This window comes from Sporosarcina sp. Y1011, assembly GCF_057669885.1.
In genome coordinates this window covers 116,368-138,332 of sequence record NZ_JBYHFP010000001.1, presented here as the reverse complement: position 1 = coordinate 138,332, position 21,965 = coordinate 116,368, and the positions used below count along the sequence as shown (strand labels likewise).

The window sequence follows — 21,965 nt, the reverse complement described above, 5'->3', positions numbered from 1 at the left end:
CAAAAATCAGGTGCCTACTCAATTTAAAGTGGGCACCTGATTTTTGTTTAATGACTAGGTCTTCATGTATATTCCAACCAATTATTTTGATTTGGCAACAAGAGATGATGGTACGTCTGCCGTAAAGCGGACAAGTTCTCCAGTCCGAGGATGTATAATTGCTAACGCAGTTGCATGAAGTCCAATACGTTTGATTGGATTTACAGAAGATCCATACTTTTTATCGCCGACTATCGGATGACCGATATCTTCCATGTGCACGCGAATTTGGTTTTTACGACCTGTCTCAAGTTGAACTTCAAGTAACGTGTAATTTGCATTTGACTGCAGTGTTTTATAATGGGTAATAGCATGTTGTCCACCGTTGTCAGTAGGATTAGAATACATTTTATATGTTTTACTTTCTTTTAACCATGATGAAATTGTACCCTCTTTCTTTCTAACTTCACCTTCAACAAGTGCAGTGTACGTACGTTCCTTCACGACCTCATTCCAAGCAGCTTGTAAACCGTTCTTCACTTCTTCGTTCTTTGCAAATAACATCACACCCGAAGTATCCCGGTCAAGGCGGTGAACAATATAAACACGGTTTCTGGAATTGGATTCTTTTACATAGTCCATTAACTGTCTAATAGCCGTCATATCTTCCGGGTTTTTCGATGCGACAGATAGAAGTCCAGCCTCTTTATTAATAACAATAATATCGTCATCCTCATGTAAAATCGTAACACCAACCAGCGTTTCCTCTTTCAATGCTGCTTGATTTTTAAGGATTTCAACACGCTGTCCCGGTCTGAGGGGATGATTATGTTGCGTGATTCCCTTTCCATCAACTGTAACCTGCCCGCGCGTCAGTATCGATTTCACTGAATTCCTACTGCTCTTAGACATCGACTCGATTAAAAAAGGTAATAGTTCTGTAGGTTCTTTAACCAGATAAATTGCTGTGTCGTCTTTTCTGCTAGAAGAATTCTTATGATTTTTTTTCATAATATAATACGCCTCACTCTCATCTCTTATTATCCTCAAATTGCTACAACAATACAAACGCTGTATGATTAAACATAAGAATTAATTACAAATAGCAAGAAAAAGGGGATTTTTATGCGAGTTGCAATATTCGATTTTGATGGAACACTGTATTCGGATGAGACTTTCCAACTTCTCATGAACCATTTAAGATACCACCCCGTTTACAAATCAAATTATAAGCGTTTTTACCGTGCTATCTTACCTCCATTTATCGGTCATAAGTTAAAGTTGGTTCCAGAGGCTAAGATGAAAGAACGATCCATGCAAGTCTATTTAAACGCACTCGAAATTGCATCCATTGCGGAGATGAATACCTATTTTGGTGAACTAACTGAGAAAGTACGTGAAGGTTTTAATCCTGAAGTCATTGCACGGCTAAAGAAGCATGCGAATGACAATGTACATATAATGCTTGTTTCGGGAGCGTATACTTCTCTTTTAACATCGGTAACCAAAGAATTGCAATTTGACACAATTATCGGCACCGAGATTCCTCTGAAGGGAGAAATCATCGATTATAAAACACCTATTTATCACATACAAGGACTACGTAAAAACGAAAAAATCAAGGAAGTTTTAGATGGCTATGATATCGATTGGCAAAATAGTTTTGCATACGGTGACAGCCTGTCCGATTTATCCGTCTTGGAACTCGTTGGTAACCCCGTGGCTGTTAGACCTGAACCAAGGTTACATGCAATTGCTACTGAACGGAAATGGGAAATAGTTTAAACGAAAAATATATTGAAATTAGCCAGTATGACAGATTTTAAGCGTACCCTACGTCCAAACTACAAAAACCAACATCCACTCAAAAGGATGTTGGTTTTTTGTTTATTTCTGTCATACAAATTCGGTTTCTAAGTTTCGTTACTGGCGGATAGATGATATGAATAAGTGGTCCAATAGCAAAGGTAACAATGATTGTTCCAATGCCAATAGGTCCTCCAATAAAAAATGCCAAAACTAGGATAAATACTTCCATCACTGTTTTTGTTACAGCCAAACTTTTTCCTGAAAGTGATTGTAAGGCCATCATCAAGTTATCCACAGGATTTCTAGCAAAACTTGATTGAAGTTTAAAGCAAATACCTATTCCAATAATAACAATTCCTGCTGTTAATAAGATGATTCGCATAGCCATTCCGGTTACCGAGTACGTAGAAAATACGATTAGCAACCAAAAATCGATAAAAGAACCAATGATTAATATTGTTATAATCGCTGAGAAATCCGGTACTTTTTTTAGTAGGACACTATTTATAATGATCAATAGCACGCCAACAATAAAGACCCAACTTCCTACCGTGAATCCAATAATATCTGAAAGCCCCACATACAAAGCATCCCAAGGTCCCGCACCCAAATCAGAAAGAATCATTAAACAAATCCCTAAAGACAATAATGCAAGTCCTATTAAATAAAACAAACTAATAATTACTATATTTTTCATAAAGTCAGCATCTACTTTCACATTTCTAATCTTAGTTGCCTGCCCCTTTTAATGTACCATATTTTTTTCTTGAAGATTCATTATTTCCGATAATTTTATTAAATGAGCTTTTTTTCGAATTTTTTTTGATTTTAAGCAAACACTGATATAAAAGCAATGTAAGCGCTCCATTCGCTAAATTTTCTAATTGTACAGAATTTTCACTCTTGCATTATTATCTGCTTCATGTTAATAATTTATAACAACAGATAAAAACACTACAATGGAATGGGGTATGTTAAATGACGAGTTCTTACCGGTCATCTTTAGAAATGCATCAAATTCACAAGGGCAAAATGGAAGTTATTTCAAAGGTTCCACTTGAAAATAGTAGGGATCTTAGCCTAGCTTATTCACCAGGAGTTGCAGAACCGTGTATAGAAATTGCCAAAAACCCCAACGCAGTATATGACTACACAATCAAAGGGAATTTAGTAGCAGTGATTACAGATGGATCTGCTGTGTTAGGTTTGGGTGATATTGGACCAGAAGCGGCACTTCCTGTAATGGAAGGTAAAGCTCTATTGTTAAAGAGATACGCCAATATTGATTCGTTCCCAATCTGTTTAGGTACAAAAGATGTGGACACCATCGTCCAAACAATCAAAGCTATAAGCCCGACATTTGGCGGAATTAATTTGGAGGACATTTCAGCCCCGCGCTGTTTTGAAATTGAAAAGAGATTACGCGAGGAATGCAATATCCCGGTATTCCACGATGATCAGCATGGTACTGCTATCGTCGTCGCCGCAGGATTAATTAATGCTATGAAAGTCGTCAAAAAAAATATGGCAACTCTTAGAATAGCTGTAAATGGAGCTGGTGCCGCCGGGATTGCAATTGTAAAACACCTGCTGAACATTGGTTTTGAACAAATTGTCATCTGTGATTCAAAAGGCATTATTTACACCGGCCGTCCTGAAGGCATGAATCCGACTAAAGACGAAATTGCACAAATTACAAACCCAGACGGTCTACAGGGGTCTTTACAAACCGCTATGACAGGTGCTGATGTCTTTATTGGCGTTTCTGCTGCTAATATTTTATCAAAAGATGATATCGACTGCATGAACACAGATCCAATTATCTTTGCTTTAGCTAATCCCGACCCTGAAATTGCACCTGCTTTAGCGAAGGAATTAGGGGTACGTATTATGGCAACAGGTAGATCCGATTTTGCAAATCAAGTGAATAATGTGCTTGCATTTCCAGGTATTTTCCGAGGCGCTCTAGATGTGCGTGCAACTGAAATCAACGAAAGCATGAAGCTTGCAGCTACTTTTGCCATTGCTTCTGTCATTGACGATTCCGATTTGCATGAAGACTATATTGTTCCTGATCCTTTTGATGAACGCGTTGTAAAAGCGGTCACAGAAGCTGTGAGTAAAGCGGCAATAGAATCAGGGGCTTCTGCCCTTTCTCTCGCTGTCCATTAAATAGAACCAGTATAAAAACGTCGTAAAAAAGGGATATCTCCCTTTTTTCGACGTTTTTTTCAACTTTCCACATTTTTCTTCATTTCAATTTGGAGACTGCCGTCCGTTTGTACTTCTGCAAAGAAAACGTGTTCAACTTTACCAACACCCTGCTTTTTTTATTGTTCGTACAAGCACTCTTCCGTCAGATTCAGCTCTCTTAAATTCCTTGTAGCAATTTTCCCTTCTGCAATTAGTTCAGTCGGAATATATTTGGGAGCAGGAGCGTTAGCATTTACGTCTTTTTTTGTAGCCCCCGTAATTCCACTTTCTTTAAGACACTTAACTGTCCATTTGCTTCAAGAAGCGCATAATGGACGTTTGTATATGTAAAAATATTTTGTTCACGCAACATCATCGTTAAATCATTTAAATGCAGACGTAATTTCTTCATTGACTCTTCAACGAGTTTTCCTTCATATATGACAATAGTCGGCTGATCATCTAGTATTATTCGTGATTTCTTAGATTTAAATGCAATATAACTCATTAGCATTGTCAAAAATGCCCACCAAATCATTGAGATTACCCCATATAAAAATGGCGTTCTGGATTCTCCTGCTATATCCGCTGCAATTGACCCAATTGTAATACCGGTAACATAATGGAAAAAAGTTAGCTGAGAAATTTGCTTTTTCCCTAAAAACCGGGCAAGTATAAGAAGGACTAGAAATGCAGACGTTGTCCTAATAATCATTTCCAAAAATCCACTTCTAAAAATTTATCCAAAACCACACCTCCACTATAGAGGAAGTGTTCCATTATTACCTATCGCCTATACATGTAAGTATCTTGAAGTTTAATTATTAAAAAGAGAGCACATCCAATAGCCATGTGAAATGACTGTTGGACAGCTCTCTCTATATCAATTACCATGCTTGAATTCAAATCAAGTGAGCGTCACCTGTTCATTCAGTATTTTCCTCTTTTTCTTCCTGCTTGTGATTTAACATGAAACGTGTCGAATTTTGTTCCTGTCCGCTCAGTACTTTAGGAACGCGCGAAGTTGTCGTATTATAGCTGCCTTCTATTTTTCTTGTTAAAAAGGATGTTCGCTCGTAAAGGGCAGAGCGGAGATTATCCAGTTGTCTAACTACCTTCTCCAACAATCCCTCTTGGTTGTCCAACCTTATGATTACATCCTTTTGAACGTTCTTATGCTGCGAAAATTGGTGAGATAATTGCTGTTGCTGATTCATCTGCTCATTTATTTTAAAGAGTACTTCCTCGTTTGCAGATGTAATTATTTCAATGCGCTTTATAATTTCTTGATTTGATTGACTTATCCCCTTTACTTGCACATTACAATCCTGATTCAAATTTCTCAGGTTCCAAAACCTCTCAAGAAGCACTTGATTCTTATCTTCTAATTTCGAAAACGAATTTTGTGCCCCCTTCTCAAAATTTTCCCGGCGGATATCATTTTCTTTTAATTCCGATAGTTGATCATGAATTGATATCATTCGATTTGATTGTGCTTTACTTTGTCGTTTCAGTAAGTTCTCCATCATATTAAACCGGCGGTTGGTTGTTTCGGTCGCTTCCTTCTGTTCTTTCATCCATTCCGCTAAAGGGTCTAATTTGAAGTGTTCTTGATTTTGGTTTTTAATGTCCTCATTATTTTTAAAGACATTCGGATGCCCTTTTTCATTGATAAACAACCCCACACTTTTTCCCCCTTTGTCGTATTATCTTATGCACTATACGATAAAAAGGTCATTAAACAGTTATTCCCACACATAAGGCGTTTCTTGATAGACATAATAATTAAGCCAATTTGAGAAAAGCAAATGAGTATGTGAGCGCCATGTGTTCAAAGGTTCTTTAGTGGGATCATCATTCGGAAAATAGTTTTGTGGTATCTCAATGTCTACCCCTCTTTTAAGGTCACGTGCATATTCCTCCGCAAGTGTATCCGCGTCATATTCCAAATGACCTGTAACCATAATATGTTTGTTGTCTTTGGAAAGGACTATAAAAGCTCCTGCATCTTCAGACTTGGCGAGTAGAAGTAAACGAGGGTCATTTTCAATTTCTTCTATTGAGACAGACGTATAGCGTGAATGCGGCGCTCTGAATTCATCATTAAAGCCTCGTGAAAGATTGATGGTAGGATCGGATAAACGATGTGTAAAAACGCCTGAGCATTTTTTCGGCAATTCAAATTTCCCGATTCCATAATGATGATAAAGAGCTGCTTGAGCACCCCAACAAATATGTAAAACTGATGTTACATTTAATTTTGACCATTCCATAATTGCCGTTAATTCTTTCCAGTAGTTAACATCTTCAAATTCCAAATGCTCAATGGGTGCACCGGTAATGATCAAGCCATCGAAACGGCGATGTTTCACTTGTTCAAATGTCGCATAGTATGCATCTAGATGTGTTTTACTAACATTTTTCGAATCATGTGTTGCTGTATTCAAAAATGTAACATTTACTTGCAACGGTGTATTTCCCAGCAATCGTAGAAGCTGTAACTCAGTTCTTTCTTTCTCAGGCATTAAATTTAGAATTGCAATAGTCATAGGACGTATATCTTGAGATGTTGCACGTTCTTCATCCATCACGAATATTTTTTCCTTCTTCAATAGTTCTACTGCCGGTAATTGTTTCGGTATATTGATTGGCATTTGTCGTCTCCCCTTTTCGATTTTATATGTATGATTTTTTAAATAGCGGTAGGCTCCTGCAACTCGATGCAATTCATCTTGAAAACCTTATAACTTCCTACCTTTTTAAAATATAAAAAACCCTTTTTTCTGTAGGATAAGAAAAGAGGGTTCTTTTTAGGCTCTAAGCTCTTATCTCTCAAGAATTGATCTTGTTGGAGGTAGCACCTTCCTGACTAGGTCAGAGGTTGCTGAAGCTTCACAGGGCCAATTCCCTCTGCTTCTCTTGATAAGAATATTTAATTAACTTCCATTATACTACTTAACTTACTATTGTAAAAGGTCTTTTTCTATTGCAAAAATTTTCATCGGATAAATCCCTCTTATAAAGCCACCTTAACAAAGTACTTATTGAAATGAAAGGAGCTGTTACAATGGGGAGAGATGACAACAAAACTGGCGGGAACAATGCGCGTTCGTTACCGCAGACACCGAAAAACCAAAAAATAAAACCTGGTGACATGAGTGAAGAAATTGCTCGAGAGTTTGCTGAACTGAGTTCCCTGAAACCAAAGCGTGAACGCATGAATCCAAATGAAAAGAAAAGAAAATGAGTAACCTAAACAAAAAACTGTAAGTAAAACGATGAACCCTCGCGCCAGCGTCATGCTGACGCGGGAGTTTATTTATACTCAGTCTGCTTTCTGCGCTTGCTTTAAATCTGCCTTCATCCCCTATAATCGCTCGGGATGCTGCCTTCCTTTTCTACTTCCACATTCCATGCAACAATTGTTGTACTGTCTCGTACATTTTGTCTTTCAATTTCCTTTAACAACTGTGAAATACCTTCATCAAGTTTTTTCATTCAGCTCAGCAACAAGATTTAATGGATTCGAAAAAGGTTCGCCTGGGCATTCCACCAAACCGTCAGTCGTCAAAAAAATAAGGTTGTTCCCTTTTCTCAATTCTCTTGTTCCTGAAGTGTAGCATGGTACTGCTTGCTCAAACGTATTCACCTGACCAATCCACTCGAAGAATTGCCTTTGGTTGAGTTGAAATTGGTTCAGCGCAATCAGATCCGGATGCAATACGTATACTAGGCAATCTCCAACGGAAAACCACCATACATAATTAGCTTTCCTCACTACGATAAGACAAGCCGTTTCTCCTGTGACACACCTGCATTTGTCCAAAAACTTCTCGGATTGAAAAATTTCAAGGAGCTTCACTTCCAAATATTTAAAATCCAGAAAACCCTTTATGTTTATAATCTCTACAAAATCACTTTTAAACTGTTCAAGTGTATCAATGACAAGTTTCGCACTTTCGGCACTTTTATGTGCATCCAAAATAGCCGCGAATTCCCAATCCTCATTTTGCCAAATAACAAAGCCATCCTCATTCTTGGTTTGTCCCGCTGAAGAATTACCTCCAAAACGACCAACTGCCATACGATTAACCCACCGAACATCCCGTTCATCGATAAAGTCCTTTTCACTTCCAACCCAAGAGTGATTATTCATGAACGCTCGACCAATCGATATGGCCTCACTTCATAACCCTCATAGGCAATCGTCACTTTATTCAAGGCATCCTTCACTCTAGAAACGAATTGCGGGCGTTTTATCCAGTCTTCTACTTGTTCTTTATCAAAGTCAACAAATTGTACGTCAATCGTTTCAGGAGGCTGCGCAGCCGTCACACCAGAAATGACTCTCCCACGGAAAACTATACAGATGATGCCCGCCGTGATATTTTGATAAACGCCGACCATGTCACCGATTTCAGCGTAGTTGCCTGTTTCTTCTAGCACTTCCCGTTTAACCGCTTCTTTTAACGTTTCACCTGGCTCGACTCGTCCACCCGGCATTTCATATGTATCATTTCGGTGATTGTTCCGTACAAGCAATACCTGTCCTTCCTCATTTACAATGTAACCACTAACAGCAACAATCTGTTTAGATTGCCCATAATCCCCTGTTGAAGTGAAAAACTCTTCATTTGATGAGGTATATAACGAACCGAATGTTTTTCGATGTCTTTGCGCTTGTGAATGCATTTTAGAAGCTCGGATGGCGGCATCCACCGTTTCATAATGTGCTCTGCTATCGTATGACCATAATGCCATAATCTCCGTCAGTTCTTCATTAACCCACCGTCCAACCAGCTGCGCCCCATGCGTCAGCTGATTCGGTAGCAAATAGGTGTGGAAAAACTGTGTAAACGTTTCGTACATCGGCGGTTCTATCTTGTACGTTTTTCTGCGATACAGCATATAATGATTCTCCCTTAAACAAATACATATTTAACGAGCATTTTTCAATAACCGAATTAGACCCAATGTGAAAACAGAAAAGAGTATTAAAGTGAATTTAGGGTCAATGATAGGTCTAAACCTAACTTTTTCCGAATCTATTTCATAGACCCCTAGAGGTCGGATGGCAATACGCCCCCCACCTCCTTCTCCTTGGCCTACCGAAGAATTTCCAGTTTCTTCCGAATAACCCCCTCCCCCGCCAACGATATAATTGAGCTTTGCTACAGGAAGAACTTTTTTGTTTTTAAATTCAACCGGTTCACCGAAAACCAACGATACGTCCCGCTGCCGTCTAAATTTTTCAAATATCCTTCCAACTGGTGATTGGTATACAGCAGTTTTTTCAGCGTCCATTTCTCTCCTACTCTCTTAAGTTTTCGTCATTACTGGGATTCCGTTTTAATATTGAAATTCAACTCTTACAGTAGCGTTAATCGTGATTTGTCCTTGTTCAATCGGAGTTGCCACTGCCATTTCCTTCGCTGAAAAAGAACGATATAAGATGGGTTCTGCTTTTAATTCTTCTACAATTTTAATTGGCTGAGGGTCAAGTTGCAGCTGCATTGTCGCAGCAATGGTTTGCGCTTTAACGAGAGCATTTTTCAATGCTAGGCTCAATGCTTCTTGATAATGAAGTTGTTCATCTTCAACAGTGAACTGAATGTTTGAAACCCTGTTAGCCCCGTTTTGAACAGCCACGTCTATCACATTTCCAACTTGATCAATATCTGAAATTTTTACAGTGATTGCATTTGTCACTTCGTATCCTCTAAATATTTGTTCACCTTCAATATAGTCATATTCAGGAAGTATATTATACGAAACTGTTTGTATATTTTTCCTTGCAATTCCTAATTTTAATAATGATTCAATGACTTGATTCATCAAATAAGCATTTTCTTGCTGTGCATGGCTAAGTTGTTTAGCTTCTGTAATTACTTCCAATTGAATTTGAGCTGTATCCGGGGCAACTGAAAGACTCCCAATCCCTGTAACAGTCATAACGCGATGTTGCCGTCGACTCATTTGTTGTGCATACGGATAATACATTTGCCTCCACCTTTCCTGAGCATCATTATGCTTCTTTAGATAGTATGCTAATTGCTTGGAAAAGATAATTGAAGTAGTACTAAACAGAGAAACGAAACCTAACTTCTAACGGAGATGCATCCATTTTTCGAGAACTTCAAAAACATCTGCATTGGATTTCTTACCAAATATTATAATGATTATAATAACCTAGAAAATGGATGTTTAATTTCCGACAGGTTCTTTACTTCTATTCCCGTGCATACCTTATCTACACAAAATTGCTTAATTATTTCTCGGGCAATAATCTAGATAATCTTCTCGAATTCCTTATTTTTACATTCCATCCCATCCATATGCGACTTCACACAACTTCTTATCATCAATTTCAATTTCTCCGTGAACGATTTTCTTTCCACCTAACGCTTCATAGAATAGGCAAGCCGGGTTCTCTTCTATCGCCCATATGAGCATTGAATTAAAATTATTATATTTCAAATCTTCCACAACCGCCTGAAAAAGTAATCGCCCAATCCCTTGTCCTTGGTATTCTATCAAGAGATAAATTGCATATAATTCCCCTGTATATGCTTCATATTTCCCGGTACGTTCTTTTCCACCTGTAGAAAATCCTATGACTTGACCATTTTCATTTTCTGCTATGTATACGTGATTCTCTGTTATCTCCTTTTTCCAAATCAGCTCACGCTTCTCGTAGGAAAGGCTTTTTAAAAAAGTGTCCGGTACAATTCCTTTGTATGTCGTTCTCCAAATATCCACATGTACTTTTGCAATTCCTTTTGCATCTTCTACCTTTGCTTTTCGAATTAATATCTTACTCACTCCTTTCATTGTTGTAAGAAGACCTGGCAATGGTTTAGCTAAGTATATTTCTCTCTCGCTTTAAAAAGTTATTCCCCACTAATTTTACATATATTAGCTACTTTTAAAATCAGTTATGTCGGTCCATCCATATGCGATTTCAATCAACTTTTTACCCCCCATTTCAATTTCTTTGGTATCAATTTCTTTTCCGCCTAGTGCCTCATAAAATTGGCATGCTGGATTTTCTTTTATGACCCATATGAGCATTGAATTCAAATTATTTCTCTTTAAATCATCTACTACCAATTTAACCAGTGATCTACCAAGCCCTTTTCCTTGGTGCTCTTTCAAAATGAAAATCGTATATAATTCACCTAAATACGTTTTGTAGGTACCCGTACGTTCTTTTCCACCTGCAGAAAATCCAATCACATGACCATTTTCATCCTCTGCTATGTATAAATTATTCTCGATAATCGCTCGCTTCCAAATCGGCTCCCGTTTATCATATGAGAGGTTATTCAAAAAATCGTCCGGCACAATCCCTTTGAATGTCGTCCTCCAACTATCCACCTGGACTTTTGTTACACCAGTTGCATCCTCTCTATTTGCTATGCGGAAACCCATTCCAATCCCCCTCAATTTGACCATATAAATTAAGAATCGCTTCCATGCAAGGCACAGAAACGATTCCGTTGACAGCTACTATAACTTCAATAAATGTGTCGTCTCGGAAGCGGAGTCGTCCAGTTCGAATCCATTTGCCCTATAAAAAGCATCTGCTTTGAATGAATCTGTTCGTACTGTCACTTCATTGAACGTACTTCGTGAATGGTCGACGATTTCTTTGAGTAATAGGGATCCTACACCTTGCCGCCTAGCTTCATCCAGCACGTAAAATCTTTGCAAACGAGCAACTTGTGTATCCTCGGAAAAAGGTGATTGATTCACCCCGCCGATTGCTACTACATTACCTACTTCATTTCTAACAGATAATAAAGCTTCACCCGGTTTATTGAACGTATTTGTTCCATCCTGATAGTCATTGACCAACCGTGTTAAAAATCGATACCCTTCTGTTTCACTTTCCTTCACTAAATGGGCAATATCTATTTCCCCTAAATTATCAACCTGTTTTACTGTATAAGACATCTCTATTCCTCCCATCAATCAAATAATTTAAACATACAGTCTATTTCGACATCCGCTACAATAAAACCTTTTAACAAGCAAAAATGACTTGATACGGATAAATGCTCTCCGCGTCAAGTCATTTTATTGAAACTCATTTCATATCGTCTACGTCATATTGCGCTTTAGAAAAGCCCCTGCCGAGAATTTCAGATGCATTCAAGAAGATGACAAACGAAGTCGGCTCCTTTTTTTGAAGAAGCTTTTTGAAATAGACGGCTTCTGCTTGTTCGACGACACATAAAATCATTGTTTTCTCTTGATTGGAATAGCCGCCGATTGTTTTGATTTTCGTTAATCCTCGATTGATTTCATTTTTGATGATGTCTTGGATTTCCTCTTCTTTATCCGTAATGATGAGAACCAATTTAGTCGGTGACGTTTGCAACTGAACAAAGTCAATTACCTTACTCGTAACATAAATTGCGATCATCGCATAAAGTGCAAGTTCGAAGTTGAAGACAAATGCCGAAGCGACGACAACTAGTCCATCTACAAGCAACTGGGAAAAGCCACTCGAAAGGCCGGTGTATTTCTTGACCAATTGAGCGATTAAAGCAGTACCGCCTGTCGAACCGTTTCCCCTGTACACAATGCCGAGACCGACACCAAGCATAATGCCTCCATAAATCGCACTCAACAATGGATTGTCGACAGCGAGCTTCATGTCCATTGTTAACCAAATGACAAACGGTACAAAAAATGTACCGACTAGTGTTTTTAAACTGAATTCCTTGCCGACAAGTATGACTCCAAGAAATAATAATGGAATATTAATAAGCCATTGCACGTACGCCGGATTAAATAGGAAAAGTTCATACAAAATTGTACTAATCCCGGATACTCCGCCTGCAGCTAATCTAGTTGGTAATAAGAAAATATTGAAGGCCAAACCAACAAGTGCAGCCCCGAAAATAATCTGTATGTATTCAAATAAGACCGTTTTCCTGAATTTTTGTATTGCCATTTATTTATGTTCCCTTTCCTTCGCCTTGCTCATTTGAAAAAAAGCGAGCGATGACATCATTTTTTAGATTTAACAAGATTATATATAGAAACCGAATGCTTCGTATCCAAAATAAAATGATAAAAGCGATAAAATACTAAATACGACATTTTCTACGGCGCCACCTGTCCTCGTCGTCAACGGAAAGCGTACAGTCATCTTGAGCGGAAATAGCAGTTTAATGCCATTTTTTGTCACCATATCTAGGATGTAATGACTTACCATTCCTGCCATGAATCCCGCCTTGACAGCTTCATTAGGAATGAATGTATTCAATAAAGCTGCGATTAGTACTAAAAACAACAAACTGTGCGTAAATGTGCGATGACCGAATAGCATATTGATAAGTTTCGATAACAAAGGCAATTTCCTTCCGATTTTACTGCCGCCGTGGCAGATGTCAGGAAGCAATGCGCCAATCACTCCTGCCCCTAGCATGATAATCGGATCATGATTTGTTAATTGTGCATAAGCAAGACTTGCTGCAATGCCGCCTACGATGTGTGTTTTCCCTGTCATGCTGTTTTCTCCTTTTCCCCATAAATCTTTCCTTACTAGTATAAACGTTGTTACGTCACCTGACACGGAAATCATACAAATGTTTTGCAATGAATTTCCAATACTTTCATTTGAAATTACAAATCGGTTGATGTAAACTATATTTACAAGCTGCGTTGTGCGTATACCCATTAAGTTTTAACCTTTAAGCTGTAAACGGGAGTTTTACCTAGAAACAGAAATGGCACGCCCAGTTCTTTCGACAACTGGGACATACAGGAATGTTTCTGCGAACACCCACTTTGAGGAGTGGTGGTTTAAAACTTTCTAAGACCATACGGCAAAGGCGGCTATGCTTTATAAAGCTATTAGCATCAGTTCTTTTCGAAAAAGCATCATCCTTCAATGGGTGATGCTTTTTCGTTGTTATTATTAATCTGATACAAATGCAACGCATCCTTTGGTTTAGTAATTTTATTCCACCATTAGAAATTCACTTCTAAATCTTTAACGTAAACAGCATTTCCAGTAATATCGATATCATAACTATCTTTATTTTTGGATACCCGCACCATAACCCGACCATTTTTTTCAATTTCGTGCCCTTGCTCCACTATTAGATTTAGAGTTTTTTCAAAGCTGCTGTTTATGTATTTAGCATAATATGCGCCCATTACCCCCGAAGCAGTTCCAGTCACTGCATCCTCTGTAGTACCAGAATATGGTGAAGAGAAGTGCCGAGCGTGCATATGTGCATTGGAATCATAAGTTTCCAAACAAAAAGGATGGATAGATGTTTTTGGCATTTCTTTTAATATAGTGGGGAATAGCTTATTAATAGGTTTCATTTTTTTAAATGCATCAAGTTTATTTATAGGTACCAATAGTGTCCAAGTACCTGTACTACCGTATAGAATCGGTAAATCATCATCAATGTCCTCTTTGATTAAACCAATTGAGTTGGCTAAATCTTCCTTTGAACCTCTAAATTCTTCAAACTGTGGCGGGATCTGTTTCATCGTTATGTTTATTTCATTATCAGCTGTTTCATTAATCTTTATTGGTAAAATGCCTGCTTTTGTTTCAATCGTAATATCTATTTTATCTCCCAACAAACCTTTTGTTCTTAAAGCATAAATTGTAGCTATTGTTGCGTGTCCACAAAGATCCATTTCATGACCTGGTGTAAAATAACGTATTCTAAGGTCAGCTACCTCAGATTTAACTGGAAAAACAGTCTCATTAAATCCTACTTTTAAAGCAATTTCTTGCATCATCTCAGCTGTTAGGTCATCCCCATTAAAAACAACTCCTGCTGGATTCCCTTTATTAGCTTCTTTACTAAATGCATCATAATGATAAACCTTTACCGATTTCATTCTTCATTTCCCCTCCACATATTTTGTTTTTTCATCGACCAGTTAAAATAATTTCATAAGTTCCTTTAATGAATAATATTAAATCACCGAAAAAGCCTATGCAAAAGAACACGAAATAGTAGCTTGCATTTGTAATTTCCATTTTGAATAGTTCTTTGATTGCCTGAATAAATAACTTATTAAAGTTAAACCAACTCAATATCCATCCAATGAGTAGAAAAGTTACAATCGCCATTTTGAAATCTCCTTCCTTCTTTAAATTTCACCAATTTACTATACGTTGACTGGGAACTTTCCACTAAACAATCCTGCTTCGTTACCGTCATAGCTGCGCGCAATCAGATTGGCTCTAGTAAAAATGCTTTATATTTCAACTCTAATTCTCTACGAATTTAATTTTCCTCATTACTTTTTGTATTACTATCGGAAAAAAGTAAGCTCCGAAGAAAGCAAATACAAAAGCCTGTAACCAAGTTTTTAACCATGAAATTAAAAACGTGTTATTATAACCTCTATTTATGGAGACTAAAATAAATGAAATAAATAAGGACAGACTAAAGGCCATTAAAAACGCAAAAATAATAGGTTTGTATTTAACATTAATACTCATTTTTCTCCACCTTTCAATTAAATACTTTCAGGATTTAAACATAACATAAACCCGACTACTATTAACCAAACTGCCTGAATTCGAACCATGGTAGCCAGCATTTACTACTGTTGCTTTGACATTATGCTTATCCATCATATCACTTCAACTCCGGTATCATGCTCTTGGAATGCACACAAAAGTTCTTCCAGAGCAATCAGTCCATTCGAATATCAATATCGCCATGGAGACGTAATGCGTTTTGTATTTTAAGAAACAAAAAAACAGCAGTAGAAGTCCACTGCTGCAAGATGTTTCCTGTCAATAACCTGAGTCCTCGGATGTAAAGTTCTCAATCATTTTGTAATCATATTTTTTTAGCGGTTTTTCTGCAGGACCTTCAATTACTTCTCCAGTAAATGAAAACCTAGACCCATGGCACGGGCAATCCCAGGTGCGGTCACCGTTGTTCCATTCGACTTCACATCCGATATGAGTGCAGGTTGTATCTACAATATGCAGTTGACCTTCATCATCTTTAAATGCACCTTTTCGATGTCCTTCAAGGGTGATTACAGCACCTTCCCCCTTAGATAGATCTTCCGGCTTAGTTTTTGGTGAATCCAGCTTCCCTTTAATTAATTGACCGACAACGTTGGCGTTCTCCTTTAAGAAGTTTTTCAAACTCGGATGCGCATAGAACCGCGAAGGTGTATATAATTTTTCAAACGTGTTCTCTTTGCCAAGAATCATATCTCGGAATAACAAAGCAGCGACTGTTCCATTGGTCATTCCCCATTTCCGAAAACCTGTAGCAATCAGGATATTCGGCTGTCCTGATGTTAATTCACCGATATAAGGCAATTTGTCCAGCGTAATTAAATCTTGTGCAGACCACCGATAGACGATCTCCTCAAGTCCAAAAACTTCCTCACCAAAAGTCTCTAACGCTTTGTAATGTTCCATCGTCTCTATTCCTTGACCGGTCTTATGACTTTCCCCAACAATAAGGACCATTTCTTCTCCGTTTACCATTACAGATCGGAGTGAACGTGTCGGCTCATCGGCACTTAAATACATTCCACCTGGAAATTTCTTTTTTGCTTTGATAGCAAGAGCATATGATCGATCTGCATGCATTCTTGTAGAATAAAGCCCAAGTCCCTCATAAAACGGAAAATGAGAACAAGCAAGTACATGTTTGGCGGTTATGCTATGTCCTTCACGAGTAAGTACGACTGGCTGATCTCCAGTCTCAATATTCACTGCTGTCGTGTTTTCAAAGATAAGCCCGCCTTTTTCAGTGATGAGTTGTAGTAAATGGACCAGATACTTTGTCGGGTGAAACTGAGCTTGTTTTTTCATGACAAGGACCTTTTGAAAATCTATTTCGAAAGGTATACTATCAACCAATCCCCCATCTATGCCGAGCTTCTCATAGGCTTCCGCTTCCTTTTCAATCTTGTGTGCGTATTTTTCTGTAGTGGCGTATATGTACGCATCTTGCGGGCTAAAATCACAATCGATTTTATGTTGGTCCACTGTTTCTTTGATAAAGTTAAGTGCTTCCGTATTCGCCTCATAATACAAACGTGCGTTACTTCTTCCAATGTTATGAATGAATTCATCGTATATTAAATCATGTTGAGCAGTAATTTTGGCGGTTGTATGACCAGTTGTCCCGTTCAACACTTTTCCCGCTTCGATAACAGCGACTTTCAAGCCTTCATTAACTAACAGATAGGCAGATGTAATTCCGGTAATACCTGCACCTACAATAACGACATCAACTTGAAGATCTTCCTCTAAACTTGGAAACTGTGGAAACTCAATATCGGTCCTCCAATAAGATTCAACTTGCTCCGGCAACTTTCCATTTTCATTTTGGGTCACAATTAATCCTCCATTCAATACTCATATAAAGTAAGGCTACACAAACAACATAGCCTTACTTCTTTACATTTAATCCAATAATCGATTATTTTCGTCGACAGCTAATAGTCTTGTTTCCTGAATATCATGCCCGATATAAGCCGTTATGACTGAACTACATAAAGTACAATAATATTTCCATTCTTCATCATCGGAAAGTAGTCCTTTCCTTCCCAATCGCATGCTTTACATATATTTCCGTCTCCACTTTAATTCTCATGAAAATCAGGAGAACTATATTCGACAATTGATTTCGATTACTCCTACGGCATACATTCATCTTGAGCATATTCCTTATGTATTAGACTATTTTTGTAGAATTTAATGAGCCATATTATTTTAGATGTATTGCGAAATGAAGTCTTTTGGTCTTATACCTCAAAGCAGTGTGGACCCGAAAACGCCTATGTGGGAATAATAAATTGAAATATATTGAACCAAATCGACATAATTCTCCCGTAAATCATGTACGGATACCCACTTTTTCGAAAAGTGAATTTATCATACACAACATTGTTATCCCTAGAGAAACCTTAAACAAACAAAAATCGAGCGAACTCCAACTACATCATGGAGTTCGCTTAGATAATGAAATAAGGTTATATTTCAATTATGATTGGAAGAATCATCGGCCTTCTTTTTGTACGATCATATAAATAGGTCTCAGTCGATTTTTTTATGTTTTGTTTTAATATATTTCTTTGGTTTCGATCGCTTCCCTTTAAATTGCTAACGGTCTTTATAACCAGCTGATTTACATCATTCATAAGTTCTTCTGAATCACGACTAAACACAAAACCTCGGGAGATTATATCTGGATTAGAAACAAGCAGACCATCCGCCTTATTTACAGTCACTACAATTACAAGCATTCCCTCTTCAGATAATAGTTTTCTGTCACGTAATACGATATTTCCTACATCACCAATTCCCAACCCATCTACAAAAATATTTCCTGATTGAACTTTTCGTGTTTGGCGGGCAACCTGATTTTTTATATCAACAACATCTCCATTGTTAATAATAAAAATATTTTCTTTTTCCACTCCAATTGATTCGGCCAACAAGCTGTGATGATGTAACATTCTATATTCACCATGTATAGGAATGAAATATTTCGGTTTCATTAACGTAAGCATTAATTTCAGTTCTTCTTGAAAGGCGTGTCCTGAAACATGCATTCCCGTTTCTTTTCCCGATCCATAAATCACTTTTGCCCCTAACAGAAATAAATTATCGATAATTCGTGAAACGCTCTTTTCATTTCCTGGGATAGGACTTGAAGCAAAGATTACGGTATCGTCTGTATCGACTTGTACCTGACGAAAATTCGAACTGGATAAACGCGATAGTGCCGCCATAGGCTCTCCCTGACTTCCAGTACAGAGAATGGCTACCTTTTCTGAATCCATTTGCCTGATTTGATTTTTTTCAATTAACATTCCATCTGGAATAGTTAAATAACCTAATTCAGAGGCAACCGAAACAACATTTACCATACTTCTACCAAGCAAAGCTAGTTTTCTGTTCGTTTTCTGTGCAGCGTCAACTACTTGCTGTACCCGGTGAACATTAGATGCAAAAGTCGAGATAAATACTTTACGACGAGCATTCCGGAACGCCTCTTCTATGTGACCACCTATAAATCGTTCAGATGTATTAAAACCAGGACGTTCCGCGTTGGTACTTTCCGACAAGAGAAGTAATACACCTTTGTTGCCGATATCAGCCATTTTATGGATATCTGGATATTCGTTATTAACAGGTGTTAAATCAAACTTAAAGTCGCCAGTATGTACAACTGCGCCTTCAGGTGTATGAAATGCAATTCCTAAACAATCGGGGATACTGTGATTTGTTTTAAAAAACGTTAAACTCATCGTTCCGAACTCTAAGTTTGAATCAGAGTTTATCATGACCAACTCAGTACCCCTAAGCAGTCCATGCTCTTTTAACCTTAGTTCAATTAACCCTAACGTTAATCTTGTCGCATAAATTGGTACATTTATTTGATTTAAAAAATATGGTATGCCTCCAATATGATCCTCGTGCCCATGTGTAATGACTAATGCTCGTATTTTATCCTTATTTTCTTTTAAGAAAGATACATCCTGGATTATCAAGTCAATTCCCATTAAACTCTCATCTGGAAATTTAGAACCACAATCAATTACCACGATATCGTCTGCGTACTGTAAAACATACATATTTTTCCCTATTTCGTTAATACCACCTAAAGCGAAAATTGATAAATTACTATCTGTTGTCATCAAAATAGATTTCCTCCTAATTTAGATTTCTATACGAAGTATTCCCATTTGGTTTTTATTTATGATTGTTACTATTCAAATGGAATAAAGTTTTTTAAAGAATAAATGTGTTGGGGTATAGACGAATGTTCATTACTGACTCGTATTATTCCTAAAACATCAAATAACCTCTACTCGATTGAGAAGAGGTTTTTAATAAAAAATGACTCCGGAGGTAGGAATCGAACCTACGACCGATCGGTTAACAGCCGATTGCTCTACCGCTGAGCTACTTCGGAATGGATATTAACTTTGTAAACGTATTATATCCAAAACTCATTATGTTATACATTACATTCATCAACAGAACATAAGATTTCCAAACAGATGATTATATCCAAAAAGAAAATTCCAACTTTATGGAAACAGTTTGGATTTTGTTCCTGATTTCAATCCATGTTGCATGACATGGATATTCACCCTGTCCAAAATAACCTTTACAATATTAGGGTAAGCGTAATATGAACTCTAGAGACTTACCTATATTACGAACACTATTCATGGTAAAATGATAGGTAATCATTTTTTAACTGGTAAAGGAGGCGGAACGTATTCTAAAACGATTGGTCGTTACGGGGTATAAACCGCATGAACTTGGTATATTTGATGATAAACACCCAGGAGTACATTTCATTAAAAAGGCTTTGGAAAATCGACTCGTAACATTGCTAGACGATGGATTGGAATGGGTTATTATTAGCGGTCAACTAGGTATTGAAACATGGGCAGCGGAAATCGTAATTGAATTAAGAAAAGAACATACCGGATTAAAATATGCGATTATCACCCCTTTTAAAGAGCAAGAGAAAAATTGGAACGACATGAAAAAGGAAAAGTACCATACGATTGTTGCTTTGGCCGATTATCATGTTAGTTTAACGAGCAAACCTTACGAGGCTCCATGGCAGTTTATCGAAAAAGACAAATTTTTCATGCGTAATTCTGATGGAATTCTCATTGTCTATGATGAGGAAAATGAAGGATCTCCAAAATTTGTGAAGAAGGCAGCAGAAAAACACGCTGAACGTACGGACTACCAAGTACTCACAATTACCGCGGACGACTTACAAGTAATCGCGGAGGAAGAACAGATGGATGAATGGCAATGAATCTTATGTTACCTTGACAGATGATATTATCCATGATAAGATGATTCAGTTAACAATTAGGTAATCGTTATGATTGAATATCTGGCATTCTATGTACTGTTTTTGAGAATACTTATTCACACTGGCGCGACTAAAGGGTCGCAAGGACGTAAAAGTAGGCAGGGTTTATGTTGCTTAAGTTAGAAGACACCCAGTGGAACAATGACCGCGGCTCTGAAAGCTTATCCTTTCTATGGAAATTATTCCCCGAATTTTCGGGATGAAAAATTAAATTCAAAATAGTAGTGGTACCTAACAAAAAACAAAGGGATGTCCTCAATTGAGGACATCCCTTTTCCAATTTACATTGTTTTCAGCAAGTAAATCAATTGCTACTCCATGATGAAAGCCTTACAATTATAGGTAAATAAAGGAGGTTTTAAATTGAATATTTATGCTCATCGCGGCTCATCAGGAACACATCCCGAAAATACAATTGCTGCCTTTCGGAGAGCTGCTAAACTGCAAATATACGGCGTAGAATTTGATGTTCATCTTACAAAAGATGGTGAACTGGTCGTCATCCATGACGAAACAATTGATAGAACGTCTAATGGCCATGGTTTCATAAAGGATATGACGCTATCAGAACTAAGGATGTTTGATTTTGGCAGCTGGTTTTCTTCCGAATTTCAAGGGGAAGTCATACCTACATTACGTGAAGTACTCGATATTTTCTCTGAAACGTCTCATCATCTAAATATTGAACTCAAATCAGATATTTTTCCATATGAAGGAATGGTCAAAAAAGTTACCGAGCTAGTATCGGTTATGAAACTTGATAGTCGTGTCGTAATTTCTTCATTCGACCACGGAGCGGTTCAAATGGCAAAAAAAATAGCCCCCCATGTAGAAACCGCCGCCTTGTTTATGGAAGTACTTGTGGAACCGCTTGATTATTTGTGCTCAATTCCTGCAGATGCCTTGCATATAACATTACCATCCGCTCTCCGACCGTTTGCTAAAATGGTTATCGATAAAGGTGTTTCCATTCGTGTATTCACGGTAAATGAGTATCAATATGTAGATGCTTTGACTCAAGTCGGTGTCACCGCTATTTTCACAGATTACCCAGAAAAAATGATGACTTATTTGAACAATAAAAAACTGAGCAAATGAACTGCACCC

At 37.6% G+C, this 21,965-nt stretch carries 24 protein-coding genes, 1 tRNA gene, 1 other RNA gene and 1 riboswitch; of the genes, 6 read left to right on the top strand and 20 right to left on the bottom strand.

The window, feature by feature from the left end:
* Positions 1-81: 81 nt before the first annotated feature.
* Positions 82-990 carry an RluA family pseudouridine synthase gene (locus AC25Y5_RS00705; protein ID WP_488138642.1) on the bottom strand — a complete coding sequence of 303 codons (909 nt, stop codon included), beginning with the start codon at positions 988-990 and terminating at the stop codon, positions 82-84.
* Positions 991-1,104: 114 nt separating this feature from the next.
* Here AC25Y5_RS00705 and AC25Y5_RS00700 point away from each other — a divergent pair, with 114 nt between their 5' ends.
* Complete coding sequence (locus AC25Y5_RS00700) at positions 1,105-1,764, top strand: HAD family hydrolase (protein ID WP_488138641.1); 660 nt, start codon at positions 1,105-1,107, stop codon at positions 1,762-1,764.
* A 79-nt stretch (positions 1,765-1,843) separates the two neighbouring features.
* Here AC25Y5_RS00700 and AC25Y5_RS00695 read toward each other — a convergent pair whose 3' ends face one another.
* Positions 1,844-2,506 (bottom strand): YczE/YyaS/YitT family protein, encoded by a 663-nt coding sequence (locus tag AC25Y5_RS00695; protein WP_488138640.1) that lies wholly within the window; start codon positions 2,504-2,506, stop codon positions 1,844-1,846.
* Positions 2,507-2,766: 260 nt separating this feature from the next.
* On the opposite strand from AC25Y5_RS00695, the gene AC25Y5_RS00690 reads away from it, so the two are divergent.
* Positions 2,767-3,960, top strand: coding sequence for an NAD(P)-dependent malic enzyme (locus tag AC25Y5_RS00690; RefSeq protein ID WP_482105143.1), 1,194 nt, complete (start codon positions 2,767-2,769; stop codon positions 3,958-3,960).
* 274 nt (positions 3,961-4,234) lie between these two features.
* Here AC25Y5_RS00690 and AC25Y5_RS00685 read toward each other — a convergent pair whose 3' ends face one another.
* The 3 genes from AC25Y5_RS00685 to metA form a co-directional block, all read right to left on the bottom strand.
* Entirely contained in the window at positions 4,235-4,696 is a 462-nt protein-coding gene (locus tag AC25Y5_RS00685; RefSeq protein WP_488138639.1) for a DUF421 domain-containing protein, read from the bottom strand.
* A 211-nt stretch (positions 4,697-4,907) separates the two neighbouring features.
* Positions 4,908-5,666, bottom strand: coding sequence for a hypothetical protein (locus tag AC25Y5_RS00680; RefSeq protein WP_488138638.1), 759 nt, complete (start codon positions 5,664-5,666; stop codon positions 4,908-4,910).
* Between the two features lie 60 nt (positions 5,667-5,726).
* Positions 5,727-6,635, bottom strand: coding sequence for a homoserine O-acetyltransferase MetA (gene metA, locus AC25Y5_RS00675; RefSeq protein ID WP_482105145.1), 909 nt, complete (start codon positions 6,633-6,635; stop codon positions 5,727-5,729).
* A 168-nt stretch (positions 6,636-6,803) separates the two neighbouring features.
* A riboswitch (SAM riboswitch) is annotated at positions 6,804-6,910 on the bottom strand.
* Between the two features lie 138 nt (positions 6,911-7,048).
* Here metA and AC25Y5_RS00670 point away from each other — a divergent pair.
* Positions 7,049-7,228, top strand: a complete 180-nt coding sequence (locus tag AC25Y5_RS00670; RefSeq protein WP_488138637.1) for a hypothetical protein — start codon at positions 7,049-7,051, stop codon at positions 7,226-7,228.
* 237 nt (positions 7,229-7,465) lie between these two features.
* On the opposite strand, the gene AC25Y5_RS00665 is transcribed toward AC25Y5_RS00670, so the two are convergent.
* From AC25Y5_RS00665 to AC25Y5_RS00625, 9 genes are all read right to left on the bottom strand, one after another.
* Positions 7,466-8,137 (bottom strand): PP2C family serine/threonine-protein phosphatase, encoded by a 672-nt coding sequence (locus AC25Y5_RS00665; RefSeq protein ID WP_488138636.1) that lies wholly within the window; start codon positions 8,135-8,137, stop codon positions 7,466-7,468.
* Positions 8,134-8,889 carry an NUDIX domain-containing protein gene (locus tag AC25Y5_RS00660; protein ID WP_488138635.1) on the bottom strand — a complete coding sequence of 252 codons (756 nt, stop codon included), beginning with the start codon at positions 8,887-8,889 and terminating at the stop codon, positions 8,134-8,136. The genes AC25Y5_RS00665 and AC25Y5_RS00660 overlap by 4 nt, the downstream gene beginning before the upstream one ends.
* A gap of 30 nt (positions 8,890-8,919) precedes the next feature.
* Positions 8,920-9,285 carry a spore germination protein GerW family protein gene (locus AC25Y5_RS00655; protein WP_488138634.1) on the bottom strand — a complete coding sequence of 122 codons (366 nt, stop codon included), beginning with the start codon at positions 9,283-9,285 and terminating at the stop codon, positions 8,920-8,922.
* A 45-nt stretch (positions 9,286-9,330) separates the two neighbouring features.
* The gene (locus AC25Y5_RS00650; RefSeq protein WP_482099943.1) at positions 9,331-9,981 is read right to left on the bottom strand and encodes an SIMPL domain-containing protein; all 651 of its coding nucleotides are present in this window, start codon (positions 9,979-9,981) and stop codon (positions 9,331-9,333) included.
* A 315-nt stretch (positions 9,982-10,296) separates the two neighbouring features.
* Positions 10,297-10,803 carry an N-acetyltransferase family protein gene (locus tag AC25Y5_RS00645; RefSeq protein ID WP_488138633.1) on the bottom strand — a complete coding sequence of 169 codons (507 nt, stop codon included), beginning with the start codon at positions 10,801-10,803 and terminating at the stop codon, positions 10,297-10,299.
* Between the two features lie 93 nt (positions 10,804-10,896).
* Positions 10,897-11,412, bottom strand: coding sequence for an N-acetyltransferase family protein (locus tag AC25Y5_RS00640; RefSeq protein WP_488138632.1), 516 nt, complete (start codon positions 11,410-11,412; stop codon positions 10,897-10,899).
* 78 nt (positions 11,413-11,490) lie between these two features.
* The gene (locus AC25Y5_RS00635; RefSeq protein ID WP_488138631.1) at positions 11,491-11,937 is read right to left on the bottom strand and encodes a GNAT family N-acetyltransferase; all 447 of its coding nucleotides are present in this window, start codon (positions 11,935-11,937) and stop codon (positions 11,491-11,493) included.
* A gap of 133 nt (positions 11,938-12,070) precedes the next feature.
* Positions 12,071-12,943 (bottom strand): YitT family protein, encoded by an 873-nt coding sequence (locus AC25Y5_RS00630; RefSeq protein WP_488138630.1) that lies wholly within the window; start codon positions 12,941-12,943, stop codon positions 12,071-12,073.
* Positions 12,944-13,021: 78 nt separating this feature from the next.
* A complete protein-coding gene (locus AC25Y5_RS00625) occupies positions 13,022-13,501 on the bottom strand; it encodes a metal-dependent hydrolase (RefSeq protein ID WP_488138629.1) in 480 nt (159 codons plus the stop codon).
* A 144-nt stretch (positions 13,502-13,645) separates the two neighbouring features.
* On the opposite strand from AC25Y5_RS00625, the gene ssrS reads away from it, so the two are divergent.
* A non-coding RNA gene (gene ssrS, locus AC25Y5_RS00620) (6S RNA) lies at positions 13,646-13,837 on the top strand.
* 128 nt (positions 13,838-13,965) lie between these two features.
* On the opposite strand, the gene AC25Y5_RS00615 is transcribed toward ssrS, so the two are convergent.
* From AC25Y5_RS00615 to AC25Y5_RS00590, 6 genes are all read right to left on the bottom strand, one after another.
* The gene (locus AC25Y5_RS00615) at positions 13,966-14,859 is read right to left on the bottom strand and encodes a PhzF family phenazine biosynthesis isomerase (protein ID WP_488138628.1); all 894 of its coding nucleotides are present in this window, start codon (positions 14,857-14,859) and stop codon (positions 13,966-13,968) included.
* Between the two features lie 31 nt (positions 14,860-14,890).
* Positions 14,891-15,094 (bottom strand): hypothetical protein, encoded by a 204-nt coding sequence (locus tag AC25Y5_RS00610; RefSeq protein WP_488138627.1) that lies wholly within the window; start codon positions 15,092-15,094, stop codon positions 14,891-14,893.
* Between the two features lie 141 nt (positions 15,095-15,235).
* The gene (locus AC25Y5_RS00605) at positions 15,236-15,469 is read right to left on the bottom strand and encodes a DUF2798 domain-containing protein (protein ID WP_488138626.1); all 234 of its coding nucleotides are present in this window, start codon (positions 15,467-15,469) and stop codon (positions 15,236-15,238) included.
* 300 nt (positions 15,470-15,769) lie between these two features.
* Positions 15,770-17,341, bottom strand: a complete 1,572-nt coding sequence (locus tag AC25Y5_RS00600; RefSeq protein ID WP_488138625.1) for an FAD-dependent oxidoreductase — start codon at positions 17,339-17,341, stop codon at positions 15,770-15,772.
* 638 nt (positions 17,342-17,979) lie between these two features.
* Entirely contained in the window at positions 17,980-19,653 is a 1,674-nt protein-coding gene (locus AC25Y5_RS00595) for a ribonuclease J (RefSeq protein ID WP_488138624.1), read from the bottom strand.
* Positions 19,654-19,856: 203 nt separating this feature from the next.
* Positions 19,857-19,928, bottom strand: a tRNA-Asn gene (locus tag AC25Y5_RS00590).
* 312 nt (positions 19,929-20,240) lie between these two features.
* Here AC25Y5_RS00590 and AC25Y5_RS00585 point away from each other — a divergent pair.
* Together AC25Y5_RS00585 and AC25Y5_RS00580 are read left to right on the top strand one after the other, a co-directional pair.
* On the top strand, positions 20,241-20,798 hold the full coding sequence (locus tag AC25Y5_RS00585) for an SLOG family protein (RefSeq protein ID WP_482105629.1): 558 nt from the start codon (positions 20,241-20,243) through the stop codon (positions 20,796-20,798).
* 423 nt (positions 20,799-21,221) lie between these two features.
* Positions 21,222-21,956, top strand: coding sequence for a glycerophosphodiester phosphodiesterase (locus tag AC25Y5_RS00580; protein WP_488138623.1), 735 nt, complete (start codon positions 21,222-21,224; stop codon positions 21,954-21,956).
* Positions 21,957-21,965: the final 9 nt, after the last annotated feature.

Bases quoted from the DNA above. Each gene is read 5' to 3' on its own strand.
- AC25Y5_RS00705 (WP_488138642.1), bottom strand. From the start codon at position 990: ATGAAAAAAAATCATAAGAATTCTTCTAGCAGAAAAGACGACACAGCA.
- AC25Y5_RS00700 (WP_488138641.1), top strand. From the start codon at position 1,105: ATGCGAGTTGCAATATTCGATTTTGATGGAACACTGTATTCGGATGAG.
- AC25Y5_RS00690 (WP_482105143.1), top strand. From the start codon at position 2,767: ATGACGAGTTCTTACCGGTCATCTTTAGAAATGCATCAAATTCACAAG.
- AC25Y5_RS00685 (WP_488138639.1), bottom strand. From the start codon at position 4,696: ATGATTATTAGGACAACGTCTGCATTTCTAGTCCTTCTTATACTTGCC.
- metA (WP_482105145.1), bottom strand. From the start codon at position 6,635: ATGCCAATCAATATACCGAAACAATTACCGGCAGTAGAACTATTGAAG.
- AC25Y5_RS00670 (WP_488138637.1), top strand. From the start codon at position 7,049: ATGGGGAGAGATGACAACAAAACTGGCGGGAACAATGCGCGTTCGTTA.
- AC25Y5_RS00665 (WP_488138636.1), bottom strand. From the start codon at position 8,137: ATGAATAATCACTCTTGGGTTGGAAGTGAAAAGGACTTTATCGATGAA.
- AC25Y5_RS00660 (WP_488138635.1), bottom strand. From the start codon at position 8,889: ATGCTGTATCGCAGAAAAACGTACAAGATAGAACCGCCGATGTACGAA.
- AC25Y5_RS00655 (WP_488138634.1), bottom strand. From the start codon at position 9,285: ATGGACGCTGAAAAAACTGCTGTATACCAATCACCAGTTGGAAGGATA.
- AC25Y5_RS00650 (WP_482099943.1), bottom strand. From the start codon at position 9,981: ATGTATTATCCGTATGCACAACAAATGAGTCGACGGCAACATCGCGTT.
- AC25Y5_RS00640 (WP_488138632.1), bottom strand. From the start codon at position 11,412: ATGGGTTTCCGCATAGCAAATAGAGAGGATGCAACTGGTGTAACAAAA.
- AC25Y5_RS00635 (WP_488138631.1), bottom strand. From the start codon at position 11,937: ATGTCTTATACAGTAAAACAGGTTGATAATTTAGGGGAAATAGATATT.
- AC25Y5_RS00630 (WP_488138630.1), bottom strand. From the start codon at position 12,943: ATGGCAATACAAAAATTCAGGAAAACGGTCTTATTTGAATACATACAG.
- AC25Y5_RS00625 (WP_488138629.1), bottom strand. From the start codon at position 13,501: ATGACAGGGAAAACACACATCGTAGGCGGCATTGCAGCAAGTCTTGCT.
- AC25Y5_RS00615 (WP_488138628.1), bottom strand. From the start codon at position 14,859: ATGAAATCGGTAAAGGTTTATCATTATGATGCATTTAGTAAAGAAGCT.
- AC25Y5_RS00610 (WP_488138627.1), bottom strand. From the start codon at position 15,094: ATGGCGATTGTAACTTTTCTACTCATTGGATGGATATTGAGTTGGTTT.
- AC25Y5_RS00605 (WP_488138626.1), bottom strand. From the start codon at position 15,469: ATGAGTATTAATGTTAAATACAAACCTATTATTTTTGCGTTTTTAATG.